Origin of the sequence: Bacillus sp. DU-106 (genome assembly GCF_004799705.1) — a bacterium.
Lineage (GTDB): Bacteria > Bacillota > Bacilli > Bacillales > Bacillaceae_G > Bacillus_A > Bacillus_A cereus.
Map to the genome: position 1 here is coordinate 1,067,344 of NZ_CP026607.1, position 25,828 is coordinate 1,093,171.

Sequence of the window (25,828 nt, forward strand, 5' to 3'; positions counted from 1 at the left end):
TAGTTCTATATAACGAATCATTTGTTATGATAGAAATGCTGAGAAAATATGAAATAGGGAGAGGAAAATGGCTGTGAAGAAATTGTTAAGCGTCTTTTTATCATTCTTGCTATTGCTTTCATTTACTGGAACTTTAGCGCAAGCAGAAGAAACTGCTTCTATGTCAGTAGAAAAAGCAATTCAAGTATTTAAGCAGCAAGGGAAAACGAAGGGGATTGTGGAAGGATATATTGTCGGATATACGCAAAGTTCTTCTAAATATACGAAGGATCCAGCTAAGTTTGATGATACAAACGTAGCAATTGCAGATTCGCCAAACGAAACGAATCCAGACAAAATCATGCCCGTTCAGTTGCCAAAAGGTGATGTGAGAACGGCAGTGAATGTAAAAGATCACCCTGAAAATATCGGGAAGAAAGTTAGTTTGACTGGGACTCTTGAATTATATTTTAGTAACCCAGGTCTAAAATCAGTAACAGCTTATAAGTTTCAAGGTGAAGGACAAAACCGTGTTAGCGATGTAGTAGCTTCACCGAACAGCGGAGAAGTTGCTAAAGGAACAGCGGTAACATTAACGACGAATACAGAAGGTGCAACAATTTACTATACGTTAGATGGCTCTAATCCTACTAATAAAAGTGTTCGTTATAATGGACAAATTATAGTGAATGAAAATAGTGTAGTGAAAGCAATCGCAGAAAAAGAAGGACTTACTTCTTCAGCAATTTCGACATTTTCATTTATTATCGTAAATAATGAACAGGTTCGTATTCATGATATTCAAGGAAAATCACATATGTCTCCTTACAACGGGAAGAAAGTATACAATGTGGAAGGCGTTGTAACAGCGCTTGATAAAAATGGTTTTTATATAGAAGACAATCAGCCAGATAATGATCCAGCTACTTCAGAAGGTATGTACGTATACAAAAAAGATGCGAATGTAGCAGTAGGAGATCTTATTCAAGTTGATGGAGTAGTAGAAGAATATGTTGGACCAGGATATGCAGAGCGATTTGAAACAGACTTAACGACGACAGAAATTAAGGCGAGTCGCGTTGTTGTAATCGCAAAAGATCAATCTTTGCCGGCACCGATTGTACTTGGGGAAAACGGTGTGAAAATCCCGGACCAGATTATTGATAATGATGCATTCGGTTTATTTGATCCAAATGAAGATGCAATCGACTTTTATGAAAGTATAGAAGGTATGCGTGTTACGATGCCAACACCAAAAATTATTGCACCTCAGAAAAACGGAAATTTATATGTAACAGTAAAAAATGGTGGAGATAAAGTAGTAACACAATATGGCACACCTCTATTAGATGAAAATCAATTAAACCCAGAGCGCCTTTCTGTAAAAGTACCTCGTGATTATGTAGCAAAAGTAGGAGATACTTTCACTGGAGATATAACAGGGGTAGTAGGATATGATTACGGTTCTTTCCGTATTTCGCCAATAACAGAACTGCCAGCTGTAGTGGATGGTGGATTTAAGCAAGTAGGCGCAAATATTCAGCCACGTCTTGATAAGTTAACGGTTGCTACATATAACATTGAAAACTTCTCAGCGAATAAAAAAGAAACAACAGATGAAAAGGTAAAAGCGTTAGCGTATTCTATTAAATACAACTTAAAAATGCCAGATATTATCGGTGTAGAGGAAATGCAAGATAATAACGGATCAATTAATGACGGTACAACAGATGCGTCATTAAGCGCAAAACGTATCATTGATGCAGTGCTAGAAATTCGTGGACCGAAGTATGAGTATGTAGAAATCGCTCCAAACAATAATCAAGACGGAGGAGCACCAGGAGCGAATATTCGCGTCGGCTTCTTCTATAATCCATCACGCGTGAAATTAGCGACGGTACCAAAGTTACTTGATAAAAATGTTGTTCGTATTGGAGACGAAAATCCATTATTTGAAAGTACACGTAAACCGTTAGCGGCAGAATTTACGTTCCAAGGACAAAACATTGTTGTCGTTGCAAATCACTTAAACTCAAAACTAGGAGATGCAACGCCATTTGGAAAAGTGCAGCCGCTCGTATTAAAAAGTGAAGACAAACGAATTCAGTTAGCACAAGAGGTAAATCATTTCGTGCAAGGAATTCAGAAAAAGAATACGAATGCACCAGTTGTCGTGTTAGGTGATATGAACGATTTCGAATTCTCTAAACCACTAAAAACACTAGAGGGAACAATCTTAAAAGATATGTTAAACACAGTGCCAAAAGAGAATCGTTACACGTACATTCACGAAGGAAATGCACAAGTGTTAGATCATATTTTAGTAACAAATAATATCGCACCACACACAATTGTAGATCCAGTGCACTTAAACTCAAATATAATGAAAGAGCACGGACGTGTAAGCGACCATGACCCAGTACTTGCTCAAATTGATTTGAAGAAAGCTTCTTAAAGAAAGGAACGCTTAGGTGACTAAGCGTTTTTTTTTTGCATCGTTATAGAATAGTATAAAGAGATGATTCCTTTTTTTGTAATCTAATGATAAAATTGATTGAATATTTAGTTTTTTAATAAGGAGGACAACAATGCAGTTACAAATAAATGGAAAGGTAATGAATCAGTTTGCAATTTTTTTTAGTACGATCGTCATGCTTCAGTTTGTAGCTGATATAACAGGACTTACAAGCAATCTAGATATTACGTATAACTTAATACATACAGCAACTTCTTATATAACATTTAGTTTGGCGGTTATTTTCACTTTAATAGGTGCAAGAAGAGAATTAAGTAAATATGCAATTGTTTCATTATGTTTAGTAGTAGTGATTAAAGCGATTTATTTTGTAGCGGTTGTTATTTTATGGGGATTGGCTGGTACACCGTAAGTGAATAGTAAATAAAACCCTAATTTCCAATATAGTAAGGAAATTAGGGTTTTATTATACTTGAAACGCCTTTCTACACCGCTCTCTTTTTTGCAACCTTCTTCTATATTTTTTTCTATCACGTTTTACTCCTTGTATATACATGATTAAGCTAACGAGGAGGAAGAAGGCACATTGTATTGTCAAAATATATGGTGACATGCCATGCAGCGGCTGCCTTGGATCATATAAATGAATAGGTGCTCCGCCTATTGTAGGGAGTACCGTATTTAGCAGGACGTAAGGAATAGAGGTAGTTGCAAATGGAAATAGAAGCGCCATATAGTCCTTTTGGGACCATGCAGATGCAGCAAGTCCTAAAAGAGCCATCAAACCTGCAAATAAAAAATTAATTCCGATATATACAGCAATGTAAGTGATGGGAGAAGTTTCATATAAGTTTGCGAACATCCCGTTATCATTTATAATGCCTGAACCAGCCGTTGGTACTCCGTCTGGAATGGTTAATTTGCAAAATAATAACGATAAGATGAATGGAAATGTATAAAGAAGTCCGCCGCAAAAAAATGTAACGATATATTTCGTTACTGAATAAGAAAATAAAGAAATTTCTTTACTGACAAACGGTTTAAAACCATCGGACTTATCCGAGTTATAACTTGTACTAAAGGGAAGACTTGCAATAACTGGCATTAATAATAAATAAACATCCATTTCATTTCCACGAAATCCAATCCATTTAATATCCGTCGATATAGGTCCATTCGCAGCGTCTCCTAAATAACGAATTACATAATAATAATGATAAATGCAAATAAGAACAAATCCACTAAACATAATAATTAAAGAAACACGATTACAAAAAGCTTGCTTTATATTTAAACGAAGCGCACGCATCATGACTGAAAAAGCCTCCACTATTTTGATAAACTTGTCTATTTTCTATATTACTATTAATTGTAAAGATTTTCTTGTTTTTTTATTTGATTATTTGAAAAAGAGGAATTTTGTTGTTGTGAAGTAAGGTTTAGCTGAAATTAATTTTTCTAAAATATGGTTGACAATTAAGTATTACATTTGTAATCTTAATTGTAGATTACAAATGTAATACTTAGGAGTGAAACATACGATGACAAATCAATTACCTAAAATATCTGAAGCGGAATTAGAAATTATGAAAGTACTTTGGTCGAGTTCTCCGCAAACAGCGAATGAAATTATAGAAGAACTGGAAGATGCAATGGACTGGAAACCGAAAACAATCCGCACATTAATTAATCGATTAGTACAAAAGGAAGCCGTTTCTTACCATCAAGATAAAGGGCGTATGTACGCTTATTATCCGTTAGTATCACAACATAATTATTTGCAAGTGGAAACGAAATCTTTACTAAAACGTTTTTGCGGTGCAGCGTTTAAGCCATTACTTGTTAATTTCTTAAAAGAGGAGAAATTATCTTCAGAAGATATTAATGAATTAAAACGCATTTTAGATGAGAAGACAGAGGAGAATAAGAGGAAGGATCGATAAAAATGATAAACACGCTTATAAATGTATACCTTCCTCATTTTTTTGATTGGCTTATAGAAACGTCACTTATGGCTAGCATATTAGTCGGATTTATTTTATGTATAAAAGTTCTATTTAGAAATAAATTAACCCCCCGGTGGCAATATATGCTGTGGATCGTATTAATGATAAGACTCCTTTTACCGTGGTCGCCAGATAGCTCTTATAGCATTTACTCATTACTTTCTTATAGTTCTAGCGTATCGGAAGTTATTCCAAAAAATATGCCGGCTACTGAGAATATAGTAAACATAGAAAGCGACCGTAAAGTGGAATTGGAATCAAATTCTAAAATGGTGACAAAAACTAGCGAACCGGAAGTAAAAGTCAGTTCGGAAAAACAGACTACATTTTCTTTATACCAACTTGCTTTGTATGTTTGGCTAGCTGGGGTAATCGTATTAGCAGTCATAACGTTTCTTACAAATAGACGTTTATATTCGTACATAAAGAAACAACCGGATATTACGGATGAACAGGTCGCTACAGTGTTTAATCGCTGTAAGCAATCTATGAAAATGAAGAAGGCAGTTTCGTTACGTCTAGCGGGAAAGATTGCGAGCCCAACTGTGTTTAGTTTCTTTCGTCCGAAAGTATTACTATCAAAAAAACATATGAAAGTATTAAATAAACAACAATTACAATATGTCTTTTACCATGAGTTAGCTCATATTAAGAGAAACGATGTAGCTGTAAATTGGATTATGTACAGTTTAATCCTATTAAATTGGTTCAATCCGATTCTTTGGTACGCCTATTTTTGTATGCGAGAAGATCAAGAATTAGCCTGTGATGCATATGCACTTACTTTTATAGATAAAGAGGAACAAATTGCATACGGACATACAATTATTACCCTTCTACAACACTATTCCTATCAAGTACCAAGCCTAGCAAATTTAAGTAGAAATAAACGAACACTAAAAAGGAGAATCATTATGATTAAAAAATTCCAAAAGAAATCGTATCGTCTTTCTTTACTTGGAGTGATTGCGATAGCAGCTATAGCAGGCGGATTTTTATTAAATGCAAGGATAACCGAGGGAGATGAAAGACAGAAGGAAAAGGTTGTAGAAAATAAGCAATCTAAAGCGGCTTTTGAAGAAGCGATAGAAACAGTATATGGTACACCAGAGAATGCAAGTAGAGAATGGGGTATGTCGATAAAGTCATATAAAAGAGATACAGATCTTTTGTATTTGGCAGAAAAGAATTTTACAAAAAAAGAATTTGAACAATATGTCCAATTATTTAAAGAGGCTAGCGAAATTCAGAAACAAGCAATGGTTAAGAAAAATGTGCCTGAGAATTATGATGGAGATACAAAGGAAATTAATCTTGAACGTTTGAATAAAACTAATCAAGAAAAATTAGCTAGTATTCAGAAGAAATTAAACCCTTTTAATGATAAATTGCAGAAGTCTTTAACATATACTATAGAAGAAGCAAAAGAATATGTACCGTATCAAATTAAGGAGCCAACTTATATACCTGAAGGTTATGAATTAAAGAGAGAATGGGCTGATTCATATTTTGGAAGAGATGTAGAATTAGTTATTAAATCAGAATATACAAAAGGGAAATATGGTTTTACAATTTACCAGTCAAGGATGTATATGGATGGTAATGTTAATGGTGGTAAGGATCCACTACACTACATGATGCCTGGAGAAGAGAATCTAGAAAGTTATAGTTTAGACGGGAAAGAAATGGTATATAATAAATATTCTCAAGGAGAGAGTAAGTTAAAAGGACTCAAAATGTTTGTACCAGCACAAGGTAAGAATAGTGATTATCAAATTGTCATAGTAAATGATATTTTTACAAGAGATACAAAGATATACGAAGAGATAATTGATGATGATCTAACTAAGAAAGAGATGGAGAAAATATTACTTTCTATGTCAAAATAATAGACAGTGTTCTTAAAACTTTGGTTTTAAGAACACTGTCTATTTTATTAAGTTTCTAGTGGGATCTAGTCAGCAATTATTTACGAATATATTCTAGCTTTCCATACAAGTATACTTTTTGATAAACTATGGACAGTATGATATAACTTGACTGAAATTTTTTTATACTGGAAATAATAAAAAGAGAACTTGTATAGAATGTAAGCGTGTGGTAATATCAAAGATGTACTGATTGACTATATTATCCAATTGGTCATTTTTGGAGGTGAAAATGTGGCGATAGATCGAAAACGTTCTATTATTGAAGCTGCAACAAAGTCTTTTTCAGCGTTCGGTTATAAAGCAACAACGATGGATCAAGTAGCGAAGTTAGCGAATGTAGGAAAAGGAACGATTTATACTTTTTTCAAAAATAAAGAAGAGCTATTTGGTGAAATTATTTCTAATTTAATTACAGAAATGAAGCAAGTTGCAGAAAGTGCAATTCGTTCAGATGTTTCATTTTTTGAAAATGTACATAGAGCATTATATAGCATCTTGGAATTTAGAAAAGAACATCAGCTTATGATTAAATTAATTCAAGAAGAGCGCGATATGGGAACGAAAGAAGTACAAGAAGTTATGCAACAAGTTGATGTGGAAATCGTTTCTGTTATTCAATCGTATTTAAAGATTGCGATTGAAAAAGGTGAAATTAGCAAATGTGATCCAGAAATTACAGCATTTATTATGCTTCGTCTATATGTATCGCTTATTTTTGATTGGGAAAAAAATCATGAACCGCTAGAAAAAGAAAAAATTGCAGAGTTATTTGAACTTTATTTACTAAAAGGATTGTCAAACTAAGATAATCCTTTTAATTTTATAAAAAATGACCAAATGAACAATATGGTCATATATTTAAGTTAAGGGGGGATATAGAAAAATTATAATCATAATGAGAAAAAGTTGCATAGTAATAAATTCGGGAATAAGGCATATGTATGAACAAGTATAGCCTTTTTGTTTGGGTGAAAATGACTATATGAACATTTTGGTCATTTTATAAAAGGGGGAGGAATTATGAAAGGGAATCAGTTACTTCGGAAAGAGTTCACGGAAATTATAAAAAGTAAAAAAATATTAATTCCAATTATTGCGGTCTTATTCGTACCGATTTTATATGCAGGGATGTTTTTGTGGGCCTTTTGGGATCCGTATAAACAGTTAGATGACTTACCAGTTGCAGTAGTCAATTTAGATAAAGGCGCAGTATTTGATGGGAAACCAATTGAGGTTGGAAAAGGGCTCGTTGATAATTTAAAAGATAATAAAAGTTTTAAATGGGAGTTCGTAAGTGAAAAAGAAGCGAAGAAAGGAATGGAAGGTAGAAAGTATTACATGTTAGTGCGCATTCCAGATGACTTCTCCAGTAACGCTACAACGTTACTAAAAGACAATCCAAAGCCATTAAACTTAGAGTACATTCCAAACGAAAGTTTAAACTTCTTATCTTCACAAATTGGAGGAACAGCCATTGAAAAGATTAAAACTGAAGTATCAAGCACGTTAACGAAAACATATGCAGAGAAAATGTTCGATTCTATTAAAGACGTCTCAAAAGGATTAGCAGATGGATCAGAAGGGGCAAGTAAACTACACGACGGATCAAGTGAATTGCATGATGGTTCAAGTAAAGTGACGGATGGCCTTCATACACTTCAAGGGAAGTCTGGGGAGATGAAGGATGGAATTGGGAAACTATTTGATGGATCTGGGAAAGTGACAGCAGGTTTAAATACGTTAAATAGCAAAACCGGTGAAATGCAAATAGGTATCGGGAAATTAGTAGATGGGTCAGGAAAAGTAACAGATGGTTTACATGTATTAAATAGCAATGTAGGTATCGGAAAATTAGTAGATGGGTCAGGAAAAGTAACAGACGGTTTACATGCACTAAATAGCAATGCAGGTATCGGAAAATTAGTAGATGGGTCAGGAAAAGTAACAGATGGTTTACATGCACTAAATAGCAATACAGGTATCGGGAAATTAGTAGATGGATCAGGAAAAGTAACGAACGGTTTAAATACGTTAAATAGTAAAACAAGTGAGATGCAAACAGGTATCGGAAAATTAGTAGATGGGTCAGGAAAAGTAACAGACGGTTTAAATACGTTAAATAACAAAACGGGTGAAATGCAAAAAGGTATTGGCGAATTGCGTGATGGATCTGAGAAAGTGACCGGTGGTTTGAACAAGTTAGTAAGTAAATCCGGTGAATTAAAAACAGGAACAACTGATCTATCAAATGGTATGGAACAACTGGTTGGGGGACAAAAACAATTAGAGGTAGCTTCTCAAAAAATTGAAAAGGGTTTGCAAGATTTAAATAGTAAAGTGAAAAGTTCTGCTGCAGGTTTAGAGGAAATACAGTCGAAAGGCCCTTCTATATTGAATACAGTAAATGAGAAAATAGATGGAGCTGGGGCGAATGTAAATCAGTTAAATGAACTTACGCAATCAACAGCAGGAGATGCAAAAAATGCAGCGCAAGATGTAGCGAATTTACAAAAGCAAATCGAGAGTTTACCGAAAGAATATCAAGAGCAGTTACAACCATTTATAACAAGTGCTGTAAAAAGTACAGCTACAGTTCAACAAAAAGCTGCCGGAGTAGCAGGTGGAACAAATAAATTAAATGAAGAAGTAAAACAATTAAAAGGCGAAATAAATCAAAAAACAAGTGATGCACAAAACAAACTACCGAATACAGCGAAATTGGACTCTTTAACAGAGGGTATTGAGAAATTAGCCAGTGCACAAAAAGGATTTGTTGAAAATTTCCAAGGGTTTGGTAAAAATTTAAATGTAGCAAAAGAAGGCGCAAATAAATTTAAAAATGAATCCGGTCAATTAATTGATGCGATAAATCAATTAGCAGATGGCTCTGGTCAAGTAACAGGCGGTTTAGGAACATTATCTGCAGGAGCAAATCAAATGGCAGGTGGTGTACATCAATTAGCAGATGGCTCAAGTCAAGTAACAGGCGGTTTAGGAACATTGTCTGCAGAAGCAAACCAAATGGCAGGTGGAGTAAATCAATTAGCAGATGGCTCAAGCCAAGTAACAGGCGGTTTAGGAACATTATTAGCAGGGGTATCCAAATTAGCAGATGGTTCAAGCCAAGTAACAGGCGGTTTAGGAACATTATCTGTAGGGGTGTCCCAATTAGCAGATGGCTCCGGTCAAGTAACAGGCGGTTTAGGAACATTATCAGCAGGGGTATCCAAATTAGCAGATGGTTCAAGCCAAGTAACAGGCGGTTTAGGAACATTATCTGTAGGAGCAAATCAAATGGCAGGTGGAGTAAATCAATTAGCAGATGGCTCCGGTCAAGTAACAACAGGCTTAGGCACATTATCAAATGGCTCAACCCAGCTAATCGACGGAGTAAATAAACTAGCAGACGGATCAGGAAAAGTAACGGATGGTCTCGTAAAAGTAAACGATGGTTCAGGTGAACTTGCAGAGAAACTTGGCGAAGGAGCAGAAAAAACTGGTGAAGTAAAAGGGACGGATAAAACGTATGATATGTTTGCAAGTCCTGTAAAAGTGAAGACGGAGAAAATGGCGGAAGTTCCAAACTACGGAACTGGATTTACGCCGTACTTCTTATCACTCGGTTTATTCGTTGGGGCATTACTATTATCAATCGTATATCCATTACGTGATACAGTCGGCGTTCCGAAATCAGGGTTTAGTTGGTTTATTAGTAAGTTCGGCGTACTACTATCAGTTGGTATTATTCAAGCGATAGTAGCAGATGTTATATTACTGTTCGGATTGGGTGTAGAAGTACAAAGCATTCCATACTTCATACTCTTTAGTATCATTACAAGTTTAGCATTTATAGCATTAATTCAATGTTTAGTAACAGCATTCGGTGATGCAGGCCGTTTCATCGCCATCATCACATTAATTATTCAGCTTACAACGAGTGCCGGAACATTCCCACTAGAATTGATTCCGAAGTTTTTACAACCATTCAATGCTTGGTTACCGATGACATACTCTGTATCTGGATTGAAGGCAGTCGTATCAAGCGGAGACTTTAACTTCATGTGGCAAAACATTGGAATGCTCATGATCTTCATTGTTGTATTATCACTTGGAACAATCGCTTCATTAACTTGGATGCATAAACGACAATTTAGAAATATTGCTGAAAATCAATCGGTTGAAGCGTAAATAAGGAACATAAAAAAGGTACCAAAATGGTGCCTTTTTTATTGGTCTTTTTTTATCACGCTATTTGTGGGCAGTAAGGCTCCCACCTCAAAATTTGGCTAGAGAAAAGAAGTTAGGTGGGAGATAGACTGCCAATAAACGCCTGATTAGTGTGGGCTAATAATCAGTGAGGCTGAACAAAACACCTACTGATTAAAGTTTCACTTTATAGGCTGAGAAATTTCATTTGTTTTTCTATTTTTACGGAAGAAGTATATAGCAATACTTATAAGGATAATTGTAGCTACAATCCAAACAAATGGACCATATTTTTCAGCAAAAGTATATAGTTTCATGTTACTGGAAATGTCCTCTTTTGTTTTTCCTATTAGAATTTCAGAGCCACTATAACCTTCAAGTGTATCTCCTTTTTTTATGCCAAAAATAAGAACGTCTGATTTGTTTTCTATTCCGGTGTATCGGTATCCTTTACCTTTAATTGTTAATTGGGTATCATCCTTTTTTAGTGAATAGTCTTCGGCAGAAATATCTTTGCCTGACAGTGTAATTGGTTCCATTGAGAAGCGGATTTCTTTTAATGCAGGAAGAGTCTCATTGTTTAGTAAGAGTTGCTTTGCAATATGCTGCTCAGTATTAATGTTTATCCAATTTGCTTTTCGTCGTTTATATGTATTAATTTCAAGGAGTGCGAATTCTTTATTTTGAAGTTTTTCCTCTGTAATAGGTTGCGCGGTAGTTAATGTTCCTTTTAATAAAATCACACCGTCTTTTGCAGATTGAAAGGAAGTGGTTTCCTTTGTTTTCTTTAATGTATTGATAGTCCCTTTATAATCCTCTTTTCCTAAAAGAACAGCTCCTGTATGTACGGTTAAAATAAGATATAGGATGCTGAATACGATAATAGCTTTTTTCACTATTTCCCCTCCAAAGTATGTATAATTAAATTATAACATAATTTACCATAACGAATTTATTAATTTGAATAAAAAGTTACAGACGTAAAAGTAATAAATTCATTAAGAGAAGTGTAGATGAGAGGAGTAAAAATGAAAAAGAAATACAGTTGTAAGAAAGTTGTACAACTGTACTTAAAGTGGATAAAATATTTTCTTCATAATGTAATGGTTGTTTTGTATCCCTTTTTCTCCTTAATTTCATCATATTTCATGTATAGCTAAATAAAAGGACAGGAATTACAACAATTTACAGAGAAACATAGAGTAGAGGGGCTGGTATGATGAAAGGAAATCTTACTTATTATTTTGTCTTAAATCCGCTAATCATCTTTCTTGTTTACGCCCTTTCACCTATCTTGTTTCATAAAGAAAAATATATAAATATGAAAGATGCACTAGGAATACTTGTAGTTTACTATGTGCTAATTAGTGGGTATTACTTTATGGATGTTATTAGTAAAAGAATGAAGAAAAACGGTAAAGACAAATAAAGAGTTTTAGTACATAAAAATCGATGGAGGATAACAAAATGACTGAAAGTGAAATGGAATTTAGGGATACGACCATTCGTAACTTTTTTGATAAAGAGGACCGTCTAAAATCGATTCCAGGTCAAAAGAAGAAAAAACTAGTATTGTTAGAGCATTTAATTTGCAAGTTAAATGCTGAAAATCAATATACAGAAAAAGAAATGAATACATTTATAAAACAATATCATGATGATTTTTGTACAATTAGACGTGAATTTATTGTACAGGGGTTTATGAATAGAGAGGATAATATGTACTGTATAAACGGGAGAGAAGTTTGGACGAAGTGGGAGGAGTTAAAATAATGAATCAGCGAGGGGATCCCCGCTGATTATAAGCCTGTGCTAGTCTTGCTGTTTCTATGTAGTAAGTCTATGAACGCTTCAACATTCGAACTTGTAATGTATCCAAGTGTTATATATTCATCTTCATAGTAAAATATTATTTTTTTGTCAAAGATTCTTTTCTTTGTTTCTATGGATAGAATTTTTTCATAATGAAATTCGGCAATGAATGTGTTTTTATATTGGCTAAAAAAGAGAAGTCTTTGATTAGTAGCAAGTAACATGCCAGGATACGGGACTTTATGCGTAATCATATAGCCAGTAAGTGAACATTTTAAAGTAGATAAAATCTTTTCTTCTTTATGTAATAGTTGTTTTGCAGCTGTTAAGATTGGATTCATTGCATACATTCCTTTTATTTTGATGTATGAATATTGTATCAAGAGTAAAAAGATTCTCAATATGTAATATTGCATATTGGCCGTTTTATAGTTTTAATATTATTTTTAAAAAGAAAAAGTACGAGGTGATTCAATGATACGGTTAGTAAAAGAGACTGATGCAGAAGCAATTATGAATATTAGAAAAGAAATTATATTATCGGAAACTACTACAAAATTTTTCATAGTATCCCCAAAGAAGTTACCGAATGATATGAATGCAGAAAGAGAAAAGATACGGAAAAGTAATGAGAAAGGTAATCTTTATATCGTGTATGAAGTAGATGGGAAGGTAGTTGGCTTTTTACTTTTCAACCGATATGAACTAGAACGGTTACAACACGCAGGCACAATGGGAATGGGGATTAAAGAGGCGTATTGTAATCAAGGCATAGGCACGAAATTAATTGAATTTCTTATTAGTTGGGCGAAAGGGCAGAAAGGTTTAGAAAAAATTTGTTTAGGTGTAGTTTCTGTTAATGATCGGGCAATTAAAGTGTACAAACGTATGGGCTTTGTAGAAGAAGGCAGACAACGAAAGCAAATTAAATATGAAGATGGATCATATGGAGATGACGTATTGATGGGGTTTTATATTGAATAAAGGATATATGGTATTAAGAAAAGGAATGTACATAACGTAAATTTCTAAAAGTAGTATATTGCCCCTGCATTAACAGACTTTTACCTATGTATAATATTAATATAGTAAAATCATAACAACCGATATTGCAGTTTCCAATAATATACTATATAATCAATTCAAGAAAACGTTTTCATGCAAAGGGGGAGAATTTCGTGTCGACTATAGAGGACGTGGCGAAATTAGCGGGGTTATCAAGGACAACGGTTTCTAGGGTGATTAATAATCATCCATATGTTTCAGATGAGAAGAAAAAAAGGGTTCAATTAGCAATGAAGCATTTAGGCTTCGTTCCTAATTCTGCGGCGAGAAGGCTTCGTAAACAAAAAACGGAAACAATTGCGGTGCTAGTTCCAAGGATTACAAATCCTTTCTTCAGTAGATTTATCGAAGCAATCGAGATTGCTGCTTCTGAACATAAATATAAACTGATTATTTGTCAAACAAGATATTTACCGGAAAAAGAGATGGAGTATTTACAATTATTATCTACGAAGCAAGTAGATGGGATTATTCTATGTTCACTAGAAAATCCGTGGGAAGATGTAGAGCCATACTTACAGCACGGTCCAATCGTGTTGTGTAATGAATATATTGAGGAAGCAAATATTCCAACAGTGAAGTTTGATCATGCGCAAGGAGCATACATAGCTGCGAAGCATGTGTTAGATCAAGGATATCGTAATCTTATTTTTTGCCGTGGTAACGAAACCAAAGTTGTTAGCCAGCAGCGAAAAATGGGCTTTTTACGTGCAATAACTGAGAAGAGCCGCCAAGTAGAAGCGATTGACTTTCTTGAAAACGCTTTCTATTGGGAAGATGGAAAACGAATATTCCATGAAGTATTAAAGGACAAAAAAAATCCTACCGCGATTTTGGCAGGAGGCGATGAGGTAGCAGCTGGAATTATCTCAGAGGCGAAACGCCATAACTGGAGCATTCCAGATGATCTCGCTGTTATCGGTTTTGATAATCAAATATTATCGCAGATTACAGAACCAGGTATTACGACAATTGAACAGCCAATTGATGAAATGGCCCGAAAAGTTGTCGACCTAATGATGGATAAAATCCATACGAAAAATTATCGAAAAAAAGAATTGTATGAGTTTGAACTGGAGCTCTTGGTGAAAGGTTCAACGATGAAGGATAAGATGTTATTAGCCTAGTAGACTATGTCTGCTAGGTTTTTTTCTGTTCACAAACTACTATTCTTCGTGAACGCAATCGTCACATTTGTTATGGTATGCTTCGTGTTGCTCGTCAATTTCTTTCCCACAGTGCGCACAAGTTTTCGTCGGTAAATTTCTGAAAAACTCCATTGGTTGATCGATCATGTCAATCCCTCCATTTCCATTTCTTACTATCATTGTATTAGTACAAAAAATAAAAGTCAACAACTGTTTTATAACAAAATTGAAAATTAATGAAAAAGTTTAGGAAATGGATTATAGTTAACAATGTAGGATGTAAGTAAAAAACTTTCTCAAGTACGGAGAAAAACTGCATTCCTACTCGGTTTTAGAAAGGATGGATACATATGAAAATGACTGTTGTCGGCTTTTGGGGCGGCTTTCCAGAAGCGGGAGAAGCAACGTCGGGGTATTTGTTTGAACACGATGGTTTTCGTTTACTTGTAGACTGTGGTAGTGGTGTACTAGCACAGCTTCAAAAATATATAACACCATCTGATATAGATGCAGTTGTACTATCGCACTATCATCACGATCATGTTGCAGATATTGGGGTATTGCAATATGCGAGATTAATTACGAGCGCGACAACAAGGCAACTACCAGAACTACCAATATACGGTCATACGTTTGATGAGAATGGTTTCCATTCTTTAACACATGAACCGCATACGAAAGGAATCGCGTACAATCCAGAAGAAACACTTCAAATTGGACCGTTCTCGATTTCATTCTTAAAAACTGTTCATCCTGTTACATGCTTTGCGATGCGCATTACAGCAGGTAGTGATATCGTAGTATACAGCGCTGATTCCAGTTATATTCCTGAGTTTATTCCATTCACGAAAGATGCTGATCTTTTCATTTGTGAGTGTAATATGTATGCACATCAAGAGGCTGCAAAAGCAGGGCATATGAATAGTACAGAAGTAGCAAGTATTGCAAAAGATGCGAATGTAAAAGAACTTTTATTAACGCACTTACCGCATACAGGCAACCCATCTGATTTAGTAACAGAAGCAAAACAAATTTTCAGTGGTCACATTACGCTAGCGCATAGTGGCTACGTATGGAACTCATGAGGTGATACGATGTTATTTATTGATAATAAAGGAATTACAGACCCTAGAATAAACTTAGCGATTGAAGAATATTGTGTGAAGAATTTAGATATTAACGAAACATATTTACTGTTTTACATTAATGAGCCTTCGATTATCATTGGTAAAAACCAAAACACAGTAGAAGAAATTAATGCAGATTACGTAAAAGAAAAAGGTATTCATGTCGTTCGTCGTCTATCAGGCGGAGGCGCAGTATATCATGATTTAGGAAACTTAAACTTCAGTTTTATTACGAAAGATGATGGAGACAGTTTCAGCAACTTCAAAAAATTCACAGAGCCTGTAACGAAAGCGCTTAGTAAATTAGGCGTAAATGCTGAACTAAGTGGTCGTAACGACATTTTAGCTGAAGGTAGAAAAATTTCAGGTAACGCGCAGTTCTCAACGAAAGGTCGTATGTTCAGCCACGGTACGTTACTATTTGACTCTGAAATCGATCACGTCGTATCAGCGTTAAAAGTAAAAATGGATAAGATTCAATCAAAAGGTATTAAATCAATCCGTAGCCGCGTTGCGAACATTACAGAGTTCCTAAACGAAGAAATGACGACAGAAGAGTTTAGACAACTTCTTCTAGAAACAATTTTCGAAGGAGAAACAGAAATCCCAACGTATGAATTAACAGAAAATGATTGGAAAGAGATCCACAAACTTTCTGAAGAACGTTACCAAAATTGGGATTGGAACTACGGAAAATCACCGAAGTTCAACTTACAACATTCACACCGCTTCCCAGTTGGACAAGTTGATGTTCGTCTTGAAGTGAAAAAAGGAACAGTAACAGAATGTAAAATTTACGGCGACTTCTTCGGTTCACTAGATGTTCATGATATCGAAGAGCGTCTAACAGGCGTTCAGTTCGATAAAGATGCATTCACTGCAGCTTTAGAAGGCGTAGATATCGCACGCTACTTCGGTAACATTACAACAGAAGATTTCTTACATTTATTCTTCTAAAAATGAGGGAGGCTGCCATAAAGGCAGCCTCTTTCTTTTTGTAGTTTTGTCGATATAATTCCATTTACCACAAAATGTATACTTACAGGACATCTGCCTCTTATAAAGGAATATATATATGAAAAGGAGGCGAATCGAAATGAAAAGAGTAATGTACGTTATATTATTGCTCAGCTTCGTCATCGGAATGACAGCGTGTAACAGTGGATTGCCCTCAAGTCGTACAATTTTGTCTATCGGAAAACCGGCTGAGGATAATGTTATATATTTTACGCATACAGATAACAAACGAAAGATACATGATATACAAGACATGTTTCAAAATAAGAAGTGGAAAAGAAATGAAACATTCAGCACTGTTAATAAAACGCCAGATGTCGTCTTATCAATAGATGAAAACAACAAAGGGTTACCGACGTTATATGTTACGGTGTATTTTCATGAAGATGGAGCGGACGCTCTTAACTTGCACGGCGAGCATACGACGTTAAATAAAGAGGAACTTAATAAACTTAGAGAAAAGATGAATGCATATTATCCTAAAATGATTTTTGGTCTAGTGTTATAAATTACTTGTAAATAAAATCCCCTTATTTTTCCAAAGTAAACTAAGAGAAGGTGATCTGTCTATATGCAGTTAATAGAATATCACTTGCCACTTTAATTTTCTTTTAATATAATTAATTTAGAATTTTTAAATATTCTAAATTTTATAAAGGTGGGGTTTTTGTGAATCTCGTTCAATCTTTGGCTGAAACGGCAAAAAAGAAGGGGGATAAACCGGCTTATATATTTATGGATCAGTCGGTCTCATATGACCAATTAAACAAAATGGTCACAAGGTTTTCTAGCAATTTAGCAGAAATGGGCATTGGAAAAGGGGACAATGTCGCATTAGTTGTTGGGAACTCACCACATTTTTTGGTCGGTTTATACGGAACAATGAAAGCCGGAGCAACTGTTATTCCAGTTAATCCAATTTATACAGCAGACGAAATGCATTATATTTTACAAAATGGAGATGTAAAAACAATCATCGTACTCGACGTCCTTCTACCTGTTATACAATCTCTTACAACAAGACTTCCTTCATTAGAAAACATCATCATATGCGAAACCTCATCAGATTTTAACCATACAGAAACCGAAAAAATGAAAACGTTTACTAGTTTTGTGGGGACTGGAGATACAACTTACGAAGGTCCTGAACTAGATGAAGAAGATGTAGCGGTTATCCTATACACTTCGGGCACAACTGGAAAACCGAAAGGCGCTATGCTTACACATAAAAATTTATATAGTAATGCGAGCGATGTGGCTTCGTATTTACAATATACGGCTGATGACCGTGTTGTTGCGGCACTGCCTATGTTCCATGTATTCTGTTTAACAGTTGCGGTAAATGCACCGATTGTGAACGGGGCAACGATTTTAATGTTACCGAAATTTAGTCCGAAAGAAGTATTCCGTATTTGTCGTACGTACGAACCAACGATCTTTGCTGGCGTACCGACGATGTACAATTATTTATATTTATTTGAAGAAGCAAGCGCAGAAGATGTGAAGACGCTTCGTCTTTGTATTTCCGGTGGCGCATCGATGCCTGTTGCTCTTCTACAAAACTTTGAAAAACGTTTTAACGTTATTGTTTCAGAAGGATACGGTTTATCAGAAGCCTCACCAGTTACTTGTTTCAATCCGCTAGATCGTCCTCGTAAACCAGGGTCGATTGGCACAAATATTTGGCATGTAGAAAATAAAATTGTAAATGAACTTGGGGAAGAAGTACCTGTCGGCGCAGTCGGTGAATTAATCGTTCGCGGACCTAACGTTATGAAAGGATACTATAATGCACCAGAAGATACAGCTGCGACATTGAAAGACGGCTGGCTATATACAGGTGACTTGGCGAAAATGGATGAAGAAGGTTACTTCTATATCGTTGATCGTAAAAAAGATATCGTCTTAGTTGGCGGTTATAACGTATACCCTCGTGAAGTAGAAGAAGTATTATATACGCACGAATCAGTAGCGGAAGTTGTCGTAATCGGTGTTCCTGATGAAAACTTAGGAGAAGCTGTGCGAGCGTACGTCGTTTTGAAGCAAGCAAACGTAACAGAAGAAGAACTAATGCATTACTGTACGTTACATTTAGCGAAATATAAAGTGCCGAAAAGCATTGAGTTTTTAATAGAATTACCGAAGAATACGACTGGTAAGTTGTTAAGAAGAGCATTGAGAGAGAAAGCGATGCAAGTGTAAAAATGAGGCAACCATCTTTGAAGGTGGTTGCCTCATTTTTTTGTGCATTGATTAAGCTGTGGTGCCATATATTTAAAGCTTCATATGACCAACAAGGAGGAGATATACATAGAACAGAAGGGATTAACGCTTACGGCGAGTGCAATATCTTATTTGTGAAATTATGGATGAACTCTGAAAATGATAAGAACGGTAATTTTAATCAAAATGGAGTAATGAACCGTGAATCAATGGCTACGGTGTTAGTAAATGCATATAAATTAGAATGGAATGAAAATAGTAAGTTACCAAAAGAATTTGCTGATTTGAAAAATCATTGGGCTCGAAGTATGCCAATATTTTAGTTTAGCAAGAAAATTTAAAATCCAAGTTGACACATATGAATTACAGAATTAAAATGAAAAGAAATCGAATACAATACATTAGAAGCTAATCAGATAAACTGAAGGCGCACAATGTTCACATTTGTGAATATATTGTGTGCCTTTTTCTATTGTATAAACTAAGGGGGCTTAACGATGAAAAAGTGGGGTAAGGCAGCGTTTATGAAAAGTACAGGTGTTTTATTATCAGCAGTTGTACTTTTATCAGGGTGTGGTTCGGCAACATCCACTAGTAATTCTGAAGGAAGTGGGGATAAAAAAACAGTTGAGCTTTTAAATGTTTCTTATGATCCAACTAGGGAGTTATATCAAGATTTTAATAAAGATTTTGCGAAGTATTGGAAAGAGAAGCACGGGCAAACAGTAAATGTAAAACAATCACACGGGGGATCTGGAAGTCAGGCGCGTTCTGTTATTGATGGCTTAGAAGCAGACGTTGTTACACTAGCACTTGCTTATGATATTGATGCCATTAGTAAGAAAAAACAACTAGCAGAAGATTGGCAGAAGCGACTTGCGAATAATTCCACTCCATACACGTCAACAATTGTATTTCTTGTTCGAAAAGGAAACCCGAAAGGAATTAAAGACTGGGATGATTTAACGAAAAAAGGTGTGTCTGTCATTACACCAAATCCAAAAACATCAGGCGGAGCACGTTGGAACTATTTAGCGGCGTGGGGATACGCATTGAAAAAATATAATAATAGTGAAGATAAGGCGAAAGAGTTTGTTAGCCAAATTTATAAAAACGTAGAAGTATTAGATTCAGGAGCGCGCGGAGCAACGACAACATTTGTTGAAAAAGGAATTGGTGACGTATTAATCGCATGGGAAAATGAAGCGTTATTATCTCAAAAAGAGCTTGGAAAAGATAAATTTGAAATTGTAACCCCTTCTATTAGTGTACTTGCAGAACCACCAGTAGCGGTTGTAGATAAAGTCGTTGATAAAAAAGGAACGAAAAAAGTAGCAGAAGGGTATCTTGAATATTTGTACTCAGAAAAAGGACAGGAAATTGCGGCGAAAAACTTTTATCGTCCGCGTAATGAAAAAGTAGCAGAAAAATATGCATCCCAATTTCCGAAAGTTCAATTATTTACAGTAGGTGAACTATTTGGTGGTTGGAAAAAAGCACAAGAAAAACACTTTAATGACGGCGGCGTATTCGATAAAATTTATCAAAAATAATGCACTGCTAAAGGGGGAAGAGGTGAAAGAGGATGAGGAAGAAGCGTGTTTTACCAGGGTTTGGATTATCGCTTGGATTTACAATGTTGTACATGAGTTTATTCGTACTTATACCACTTTCTACCGTATTTATTCAAACTTCACAGTTAGGTTGGAAGAAGTTCGCTGGGGTTATAACGAACGAGCGTGTGTTGCATTCCTATCAAGTTAGTTTTACAACTTCATTGGTAGCGGCTATTGTAAATGCCATTTTCGGTTTATTAATAGCTTGGGTGCTCGTACGCTACAAATTTCCAGGGAAACGACTATTAGATGGACTCATTGATTTACCGTTTGCACTTCCGACAGCTGTAGCTGGTATTACACTTACAACGCTTTATGCGGAAAATGGATGGATTGGGAAAATATTTGGTCTGTTGCATATAAAAGTAGCTTTTACACCACTCGGAATTATCGTTGCGCTTACTTTTATCGGTTTACCATTTGTCGTTCGAATGGTGCAACCAGTGCTGCAAAATATTGATAAAGAAGTAGAAGAGGCAGCTTCGAGCTTAGGTGCATCCCGCTTGCAAATATTTGTGAAAATCATTTTACCAGAAATCTTTCCCGCTCTTCTTGCAGGTTTTTCACTCGCATTTGCAAGAGCATTAGGAGAATACGGATCTGTCGTTTTCATCGCAGGTAATATGCCGATGAAAACAGAAATTGCACCACTCATGATTATGACAAAACTAGAACAATATGATTACGCGGGGGCAACAGCTGTAGCGACCGTGATGCTTATTATTTCCCTCCTTTTCCTTCTTCTTATTAATATGATTCAAAGCTGGAGTAGAAGGCATGAACTAAAAAGTGAATAGGGGGAGAGAAAATGGAACCAACATTATTAGAAAAGAAAATAGTAAAAAGCGTATCAGCTAAAAAAGAATCTAAGCTTGTACCAGGCATATTAATTACGATTACAGTTTTATTTTTATCTCTCTTTCTATTACTGCCACTCATAACTATTTTTCTAAAAGCCTTTGAAAGAGGGATGGATGTATACATTGCCGCTATTACAGATCAAGAAGCATTTTCAGCAATTAGATTAACGCTTCTCGTTGCGTTAATCGTTGTACCGCTGAATACGGTATTCGGAATCGCAGCGGCATGGCTTATTACAAAGTTTCAGTTTAAAGGAAAACAAGTATTACTCTCTCTTATTGAACTGCCGTTTGCTGTGTCACCAGTTATCGCAGGATTAGTATTCGTTTTACTTTTCACACCGAGGGGTGCTCTTGGCGAATGGTTACTTGAACATGGAGTGAAACTCATTTTCTCTGTACCAGGCATTATTATCGCAACAATCTTTGTAACCTTCCCGTTCGTTGCACGTGAATTAATTCCGGTTATGCAGGCGCAAGGGAAAAGTGAAGAAGAGGCAGCTTTATCACTTGGCGCAAGTGGCTGGAAAATGTTTTGGCGCGTTACGCTTCCAAATATAAAATGGGGTCTTTTATACGGCATGATTCTATGTAATGCCCGTGCTATCGGTGAGTTTGGAGCCGTTTCTGTCGTATCAGGTCACGTGCGTGGCATTACGAACACGATGCCGCTCCATATTGAAATTTTGTACAATGAATATCAATTTTCAGCAGCATTTGCAGTAGCGACGTTAATGTCATTAATTGCAGTGTTTACACTCGTTATAAAAAACTGGATTGAATGGCGAATGGAAAAACGACAATAAGAGGGGGATTACGGTGAGTATTCAAATTCAAGGTGTATCCAAGCAATATGGTACATTTCAAGCACTAACAGACATTCATTTGGATATTCCAAAAGGTGAACTTGTTGCCTTATTAGGCCCGTCAGGTTCTGGGAAAACGACGTTATTACGCATTATTGCAGGATTAGAAGAAGCGGATGAAGGTTCTATTTCATTTGATGGAGAAGATTTAACAGACATTCACGTGAAAAACAGGCAAGTCGGTTTCGTCTTTCAGCACTATGCGCTCTTTAAACATATGAATGTATTTGAGAATGTCGCTTTCGGTTTAAAAGTAAGAAAGAAAAGCTTAAGACCGTCAGCAGAAGCGATAGAAGAAAAGGTAACAGAATTATTAAAGCTCGTAAAAATGGATGGCTTTGCTAAACGTTATCCAGCGCAATTATCTGGTGGACAACGTCAACGTATTGCACTAGCCCGGGCACTTGCAGTCGAACCGAAAATTTTATTACTCGATGAACCGTTCGGTGCACTCGATGCAAAGGTGAGAAAAGAATTACGAAGATGGCTCCGAAAATTACATGACGAATTTCAAATTACGAGCGTATTCGTAACACATGATCAAGAAGAAGCGTTAGACGTTGCAGACCGCATCGTTGTAATGAATGAAGGTTGCATTGAACAAATGGGAACACCGGAAGAAGTATATGAAAACCCAGCAAGTCCGTTTGTATATGACTTTTTAGGAAATGTAAATTTATTTCACGGCCGCGTTCATAAAGGAAAGCTAAATGTAGGGTCGGTCGAACTAGAAGCACCAGAGCATAAGCACGTTTCCAACGTAGACGGAATAGCCTACGTAAGGCCGCATGACTTATCAATCTCTCGTACGAAACAAAGCGTAGATGCAATCCCGGCCAAAGTATCATACTCTCACGCAGTTGGACCTGTCGTATATGTAGAATTAAAACGAGATGGAACAGATGAGTACTTAGAAGCAGAAATAAGTAAAGAACAGTTCAAGCATCTCAGCATTCAAGCGGGTGATTTCGTATACGTACAGCCGAAAGAAGTGAAAGTGTTTATTCCGGAGGATTTTGTGATTTAAATAAAAACCGAACCGTCATCTAAGTGGCGGTTCGGTTTTCTTTATTTTTTCTCTACCAATTTTTTATTCTTCCAATCTAGTGTGAACAATTTATTAAATGTTTTTTGATCAACGTCTTTTACGTTGTTTCCAACCCAGTTTGCAGTTCCGAATGTGAAGCCTGGACGAAGTTGGTAATCGTCGGCGTGTTTTGTATAAGCGACTTGTAAGTTAGATTGATCTGTATTTTTTTCAGAGATAACAACAGCAATCATACCAGGAGAGAAACCGCTATTTGTTAATGCTGGAAGTTGATCCATCGGTATTAAATTACCTTTTGCATCAGATTCATATAGGTATGTGCGAGAGTACATGAAAAGTTGGTTTCCATATAAAGAATGATAGGAGTCACGTGTGTAAATACCCCAGTTTTGATTGTTATATCCGTTAAAGAATACGTTCCACTTTACGTTTTTGTTTGTTTGGTCAATTAAATTTGTTTTATAACTAGTTTGTTTATAGCTTACAGAGTCAGACCAAGTGACTTGACCAGTTGCACCAGCTTCACCGCTAGGTCCATTAGGCGTTACAGAAGCTTTAACAGAGCCACCAAGTTGATAAGATACGCTAGATGTTACAGTCGTTTCTTCTACAGCATTTGTAGGTGCTACGTTAAAGAAACGAGCGCTGTTATCTTGAAGGTTAAATGCAACATCATATTGTGAAGGATAACGTAATGTTGCACTAGCGCCAGGGATTGGGTAGTTATCAATAGGTGCATCACTTATAGTAGGATTTGCTTTTAGAAAACTACCAGTTGTATTAATAACGGCAATCTGTTTATCAGCGCTTGGGTCATCGATAAAAGTTACCTTTAAAGACATTGTCATATTATCAGCTTGATCATTATTAAATGTATTATAGCTCGTATGTGTTTTTGCATTTTGCCCGATATCTGTTACAACTTGTGACGTCGTTTGAGCGTAAGTAGCAGGTGTTGAAAGAGTTACAGCACTACTAGCAAAAACAGCGGATAATGCTAAACATTTTAAGTAGGTTTTAGAACGTTTCATACAATCACTTCCTTTTATCTTTGTCGATATATGTCGTATTACATTTATATCGTAACATGAAAATAAAACGTAATGGATGGTTATGCATAATTGCATAGATGAGTTTTGAAGGATAAAGATAATAGAATTTCATCCAACACTTAAGACTCGAAAATGTCCATTACAGCCGTTCTTAAAAATTTTAAGACAATATGTTTATCAATGTTCTTATTCTGAAGATTGAAGCGCTTAATATTTACGTTATAAGTGCATAACAAGTTATAATAAAAGAAATCAATAAGGAGGCTGGCTGTGAAGAATCTTCGTTATCTCAATATATTTACCATATTAATTATATACACACTACTTATGTTTTACATCGGCTGGAACGGATGGGTTTGGCTTCATGCGGTATTTGGCTGGGAATCTTGGGGATATTATGCTTTCATAGTCGCATTTATTTCATATGCGTACATTCTCGTGCAAGTGTTTAAGTTTTTGCCATTTCTGCGAACTATAGGTTCGATTTGGTTTGCGGTCATACAATATGCGCTTATGTTGTTGCCATTAGCTGATATTATGGTCTTTCTTTTACAGTTTTCAGTAGAGAAAGAAGCGGCAATTATTTGGACAGGGGCGGCTGTGATAGTTGCATTTATCTTTATCTTTGCGTATGGAGTATTTAATGCGTATAGTCCGGTAGTAAGAAAGTACGAGGTGCACATACCGAAAAAGGTAGAGGGGCGTAAAAGTTTACGCATTGCGATGGCTTCTGATATGCATTTCGGTAAACTGTCTGGCGTTTCGCATTTAAAAAGACTTGTTCGTCATGTAAATGAGATGGAACCTGATATTATTTTACTGCCAGGTGATATTATCGATGATCATCCAGGTGTGTTCATTCAAAAGAATATGGGACCAATCATGAAACAAATGAAAGCTCCATTAGGCGTATATGGCGTTTTAGGAAACCATGAATATTACGGCAGAGCAGTTCCAGAGTTTTTACAAGAGATGGATAAGATTGATATTCGTATTCTTTTAGATGAAGTAATTACAATTGAAGATGACTTTTATCTCATTGGAAGAAGAGATAAAACAGAGCGAGATCGCCAAAGCTTTGAACAATTAATGAGTACGGTAGATAAATCGATGCCTGTTATCGCAATGGATCACCAGCCATTTGAATTGAAACAAGCAGCAGCGGCAGGTGTAGATTTATTATTATCCGGTCATACGCACCGCGGACAAATGGCGCCCAATCATATTGTAACGAGAAGAATGTACGAGCTAGACTGGGGATACGCACAAAAAGGTGCGTTCCACGCAATTGTTTCTTCTGGATTTGGATTTTGGGGACCCCCGCTTAGACTTGGTAGTAGGTCGGAGATTGTGCAGGTAGAAGTTACGTTTGAATAGGGGTTATGAAATAGAGAGT

Annotated in this window: 25 protein-coding genes and 1 pseudogene; 20 read left to right on the forward strand and 6 right to left on the reverse strand. The window is 35.9% G+C overall.

Annotated features, from left to right (window positions below):
* Nucleotides 1–67 precede the first annotated feature (67 nt).
* Both C3Y97_RS05515 and C3Y97_RS05520 read left to right on the forward strand, forming a co-directional pair.
* The gene (locus tag C3Y97_RS05515) at nucleotides 68–2,434 is read left to right on the forward strand and encodes a DUF6359 domain-containing protein (RefSeq protein ID WP_136363163.1); all 2,367 of its coding nucleotides are present in this window, start codon (nucleotides 68–70) and stop codon (nucleotides 2,432–2,434) included.
* Nucleotides 2,435–2,567: 133 nt separating this feature from the next.
* Nucleotides 2,568–2,867, forward strand: coding sequence for a hypothetical protein (locus tag C3Y97_RS05520; RefSeq protein WP_001176852.1), 300 nt, complete (start codon nucleotides 2,568–2,570; stop codon nucleotides 2,865–2,867).
* A 54-nt stretch (nucleotides 2,868–2,921) separates the two neighbouring features.
* On the opposite strand, the gene C3Y97_RS05525 is transcribed toward C3Y97_RS05520, so the two are convergent.
* The gene (locus C3Y97_RS05525; RefSeq protein WP_000984146.1) at nucleotides 2,922–3,767 is read right to left on the reverse strand and encodes a membrane protein; all 846 of its coding nucleotides are present in this window, start codon (nucleotides 3,765–3,767) and stop codon (nucleotides 2,922–2,924) included.
* A 229-nt stretch (nucleotides 3,768–3,996) separates the two neighbouring features.
* On the opposite strand from C3Y97_RS05525, the gene C3Y97_RS05530 reads away from it, so the two are divergent.
* The 4 genes from C3Y97_RS05530 (at nucleotide 3,997) to C3Y97_RS05545 (ending at nucleotide 10,580) form a co-directional block, all read left to right on the forward strand.
* Entirely contained in the window at nucleotides 3,997–4,398 is a 402-nt protein-coding gene (locus tag C3Y97_RS05530) for a BlaI/MecI/CopY family transcriptional regulator (RefSeq protein WP_000184510.1), read from the forward strand.
* A gap of 2 nt (nucleotides 4,399–4,400) precedes the next feature.
* A complete protein-coding gene (locus C3Y97_RS05535; RefSeq protein WP_136363165.1) occupies nucleotides 4,401–6,350 on the forward strand; it encodes a M56 family metallopeptidase in 1,950 nt (649 codons plus the stop codon).
* Nucleotides 6,351–6,623: 273 nt separating this feature from the next.
* Nucleotides 6,624–7,196, forward strand: coding sequence for a TetR/AcrR family transcriptional regulator (locus C3Y97_RS05540; protein WP_000963381.1), 573 nt, complete (start codon nucleotides 6,624–6,626; stop codon nucleotides 7,194–7,196).
* Between the two features lie 216 nt (nucleotides 7,197–7,412).
* Nucleotides 7,413–10,580: a YhgE/Pip domain-containing protein gene (locus C3Y97_RS05545; RefSeq protein WP_136363167.1), complete on the forward strand. Its 3,168-nt coding sequence runs from the start codon at nucleotides 7,413–7,415 to the stop codon at nucleotides 10,578–10,580.
* Between the two features lie 200 nt (nucleotides 10,581–10,780).
* On the opposite strand, the gene C3Y97_RS05550 is transcribed toward C3Y97_RS05545, so the two are convergent.
* Nucleotides 10,781–11,494 carry a hypothetical protein gene (locus C3Y97_RS05550; RefSeq protein WP_000709140.1) on the reverse strand — a complete coding sequence of 238 codons (714 nt, stop codon included), beginning with the start codon at nucleotides 11,492–11,494 and terminating at the stop codon, nucleotides 10,781–10,783.
* A 320-nt stretch (nucleotides 11,495–11,814) separates the two neighbouring features.
* On the opposite strand from C3Y97_RS05550, the gene C3Y97_RS05560 reads away from it, so the two are divergent.
* Together C3Y97_RS05560 and C3Y97_RS05565 are read left to right on the forward strand one after the other, a co-directional pair.
* The gene (locus C3Y97_RS05560; protein ID WP_002182535.1) at nucleotides 11,815–12,027 is read left to right on the forward strand and encodes a hypothetical protein; all 213 of its coding nucleotides are present in this window, start codon (nucleotides 11,815–11,817) and stop codon (nucleotides 12,025–12,027) included.
* Between the two features lie 38 nt (nucleotides 12,028–12,065).
* Nucleotides 12,066–12,371, forward strand: a complete 306-nt coding sequence (locus C3Y97_RS05565; RefSeq protein WP_136363169.1) for a DUF2087 domain-containing protein — start codon at nucleotides 12,066–12,068, stop codon at nucleotides 12,369–12,371.
* A gap of 26 nt (nucleotides 12,372–12,397) precedes the next feature.
* Here C3Y97_RS05565 and C3Y97_RS05570 read toward each other — a convergent pair whose 3' ends face one another.
* Nucleotides 12,398–12,751, reverse strand: coding sequence for a PH domain-containing protein (locus tag C3Y97_RS05570; protein ID WP_136363171.1), 354 nt, complete (start codon nucleotides 12,749–12,751; stop codon nucleotides 12,398–12,400).
* Between the two features lie 133 nt (nucleotides 12,752–12,884).
* On the opposite strand from C3Y97_RS05570, the gene C3Y97_RS05575 reads away from it, so the two are divergent.
* Nucleotides 12,885–13,394, forward strand: coding sequence for a GNAT family N-acetyltransferase (locus C3Y97_RS05575; RefSeq protein WP_000620469.1), 510 nt, complete (start codon nucleotides 12,885–12,887; stop codon nucleotides 13,392–13,394).
* 194 nt (nucleotides 13,395–13,588) lie between these two features.
* On the forward strand, nucleotides 13,589–14,602 hold the full coding sequence (locus C3Y97_RS05580) for a LacI family DNA-binding transcriptional regulator (RefSeq protein ID WP_136363173.1): 1,014 nt from the start codon (nucleotides 13,589–13,591) through the stop codon (nucleotides 14,600–14,602).
* A gap of 39 nt (nucleotides 14,603–14,641) precedes the next feature.
* Here the strand turns inward: C3Y97_RS05580 and yhfH are convergent, their stop codons facing one another.
* Entirely contained in the window at nucleotides 14,642–14,770 is a 129-nt protein-coding gene (yhfH, locus tag C3Y97_RS05585) for a protein YhfH (protein WP_000567010.1), read from the reverse strand.
* A gap of 203 nt (nucleotides 14,771–14,973) precedes the next feature.
* On the opposite strand from yhfH, the gene C3Y97_RS05590 reads away from it, so the two are divergent.
* The 9 genes from C3Y97_RS05590 to C3Y97_RS05630 all read left to right on the forward strand — a co-directional run bounded on the left by C3Y97_RS05590 (nucleotide 14,974) and on the right by C3Y97_RS05630 (nucleotide 23,359).
* Entirely contained in the window at nucleotides 14,974–15,708 is a 735-nt protein-coding gene (locus C3Y97_RS05590) for an MBL fold metallo-hydrolase (RefSeq protein ID WP_000784668.1), read from the forward strand.
* Between the two features lie 9 nt (nucleotides 15,709–15,717).
* A complete protein-coding gene (gene lplA, locus C3Y97_RS05595) occupies nucleotides 15,718–16,707 on the forward strand; it encodes a lipoate--protein ligase (RefSeq protein ID WP_000897285.1) in 990 nt (329 codons plus the stop codon).
* Nucleotides 16,708–16,846: 139 nt separating this feature from the next.
* Entirely contained in the window at nucleotides 16,847–17,275 is a 429-nt protein-coding gene (locus tag C3Y97_RS05600; RefSeq protein WP_136363175.1) for a hypothetical protein, read from the forward strand.
* Nucleotides 17,276–17,436: 161 nt separating this feature from the next.
* Complete coding sequence (locus tag C3Y97_RS05605; protein ID WP_016122070.1) at nucleotides 17,437–18,969, forward strand: fatty acid--CoA ligase family protein; 1,533 nt, start codon at nucleotides 17,437–17,439, stop codon at nucleotides 18,967–18,969.
* Nucleotides 18,970–19,136: 167 nt separating this feature from the next.
* Complete coding sequence (locus C3Y97_RS28320) at nucleotides 19,137–19,313, forward strand: hypothetical protein (protein WP_001986183.1); 177 nt, start codon at nucleotides 19,137–19,139, stop codon at nucleotides 19,311–19,313.
* Nucleotides 19,314–19,487: 174 nt separating this feature from the next.
* Nucleotides 19,488–20,543, forward strand: a complete 1,056-nt coding sequence (locus C3Y97_RS05615; protein WP_016122071.1) for a sulfate ABC transporter substrate-binding protein — start codon at nucleotides 19,488–19,490, stop codon at nucleotides 20,541–20,543.
* Between the two features lie 32 nt (nucleotides 20,544–20,575).
* The gene (cysT, locus tag C3Y97_RS05620; RefSeq protein ID WP_136363177.1) at nucleotides 20,576–21,403 is read left to right on the forward strand and encodes a sulfate ABC transporter permease subunit CysT; all 828 of its coding nucleotides are present in this window, start codon (nucleotides 20,576–20,578) and stop codon (nucleotides 21,401–21,403) included.
* Nucleotides 21,404–21,414: 11 nt separating this feature from the next.
* Complete coding sequence (cysW, locus tag C3Y97_RS05625; RefSeq protein WP_033695703.1) at nucleotides 21,415–22,272, forward strand: sulfate ABC transporter permease subunit CysW; 858 nt, start codon at nucleotides 21,415–21,417, stop codon at nucleotides 22,270–22,272.
* 13 nt (nucleotides 22,273–22,285) lie between these two features.
* The gene (locus tag C3Y97_RS05630; protein WP_136363179.1) at nucleotides 22,286–23,359 is read left to right on the forward strand and encodes a sulfate/molybdate ABC transporter ATP-binding protein; all 1,074 of its coding nucleotides are present in this window, start codon (nucleotides 22,286–22,288) and stop codon (nucleotides 23,357–23,359) included.
* A 41-nt stretch (nucleotides 23,360–23,400) separates the two neighbouring features.
* Here C3Y97_RS05630 and cytK2 read toward each other — a convergent pair whose 3' ends face one another.
* Nucleotides 23,401–24,411: a beta-channel forming cytolysin CytK2 gene (gene cytK2 / locus C3Y97_RS05635; protein ID WP_000830632.1), complete on the reverse strand. Its 1,011-nt coding sequence runs from the start codon at nucleotides 24,409–24,411 to the stop codon at nucleotides 23,401–23,403.
* Between the two features lie 143 nt (nucleotides 24,412–24,554).
* Nucleotides 24,555–24,668, reverse strand: a pseudogene (locus C3Y97_RS28325) (TetR family transcriptional regulator); the annotation flags it as partial.
* A 34-nt stretch (nucleotides 24,669–24,702) separates the two neighbouring features.
* Here C3Y97_RS28325 and C3Y97_RS05645 point away from each other — a divergent pair.
* Nucleotides 24,703–25,809: a metallophosphoesterase gene (locus C3Y97_RS05645; RefSeq protein WP_000793729.1), complete on the forward strand. Its 1,107-nt coding sequence runs from the start codon at nucleotides 24,703–24,705 to the stop codon at nucleotides 25,807–25,809.
* Nucleotides 25,810–25,828: the final 19 nt, after the last annotated feature.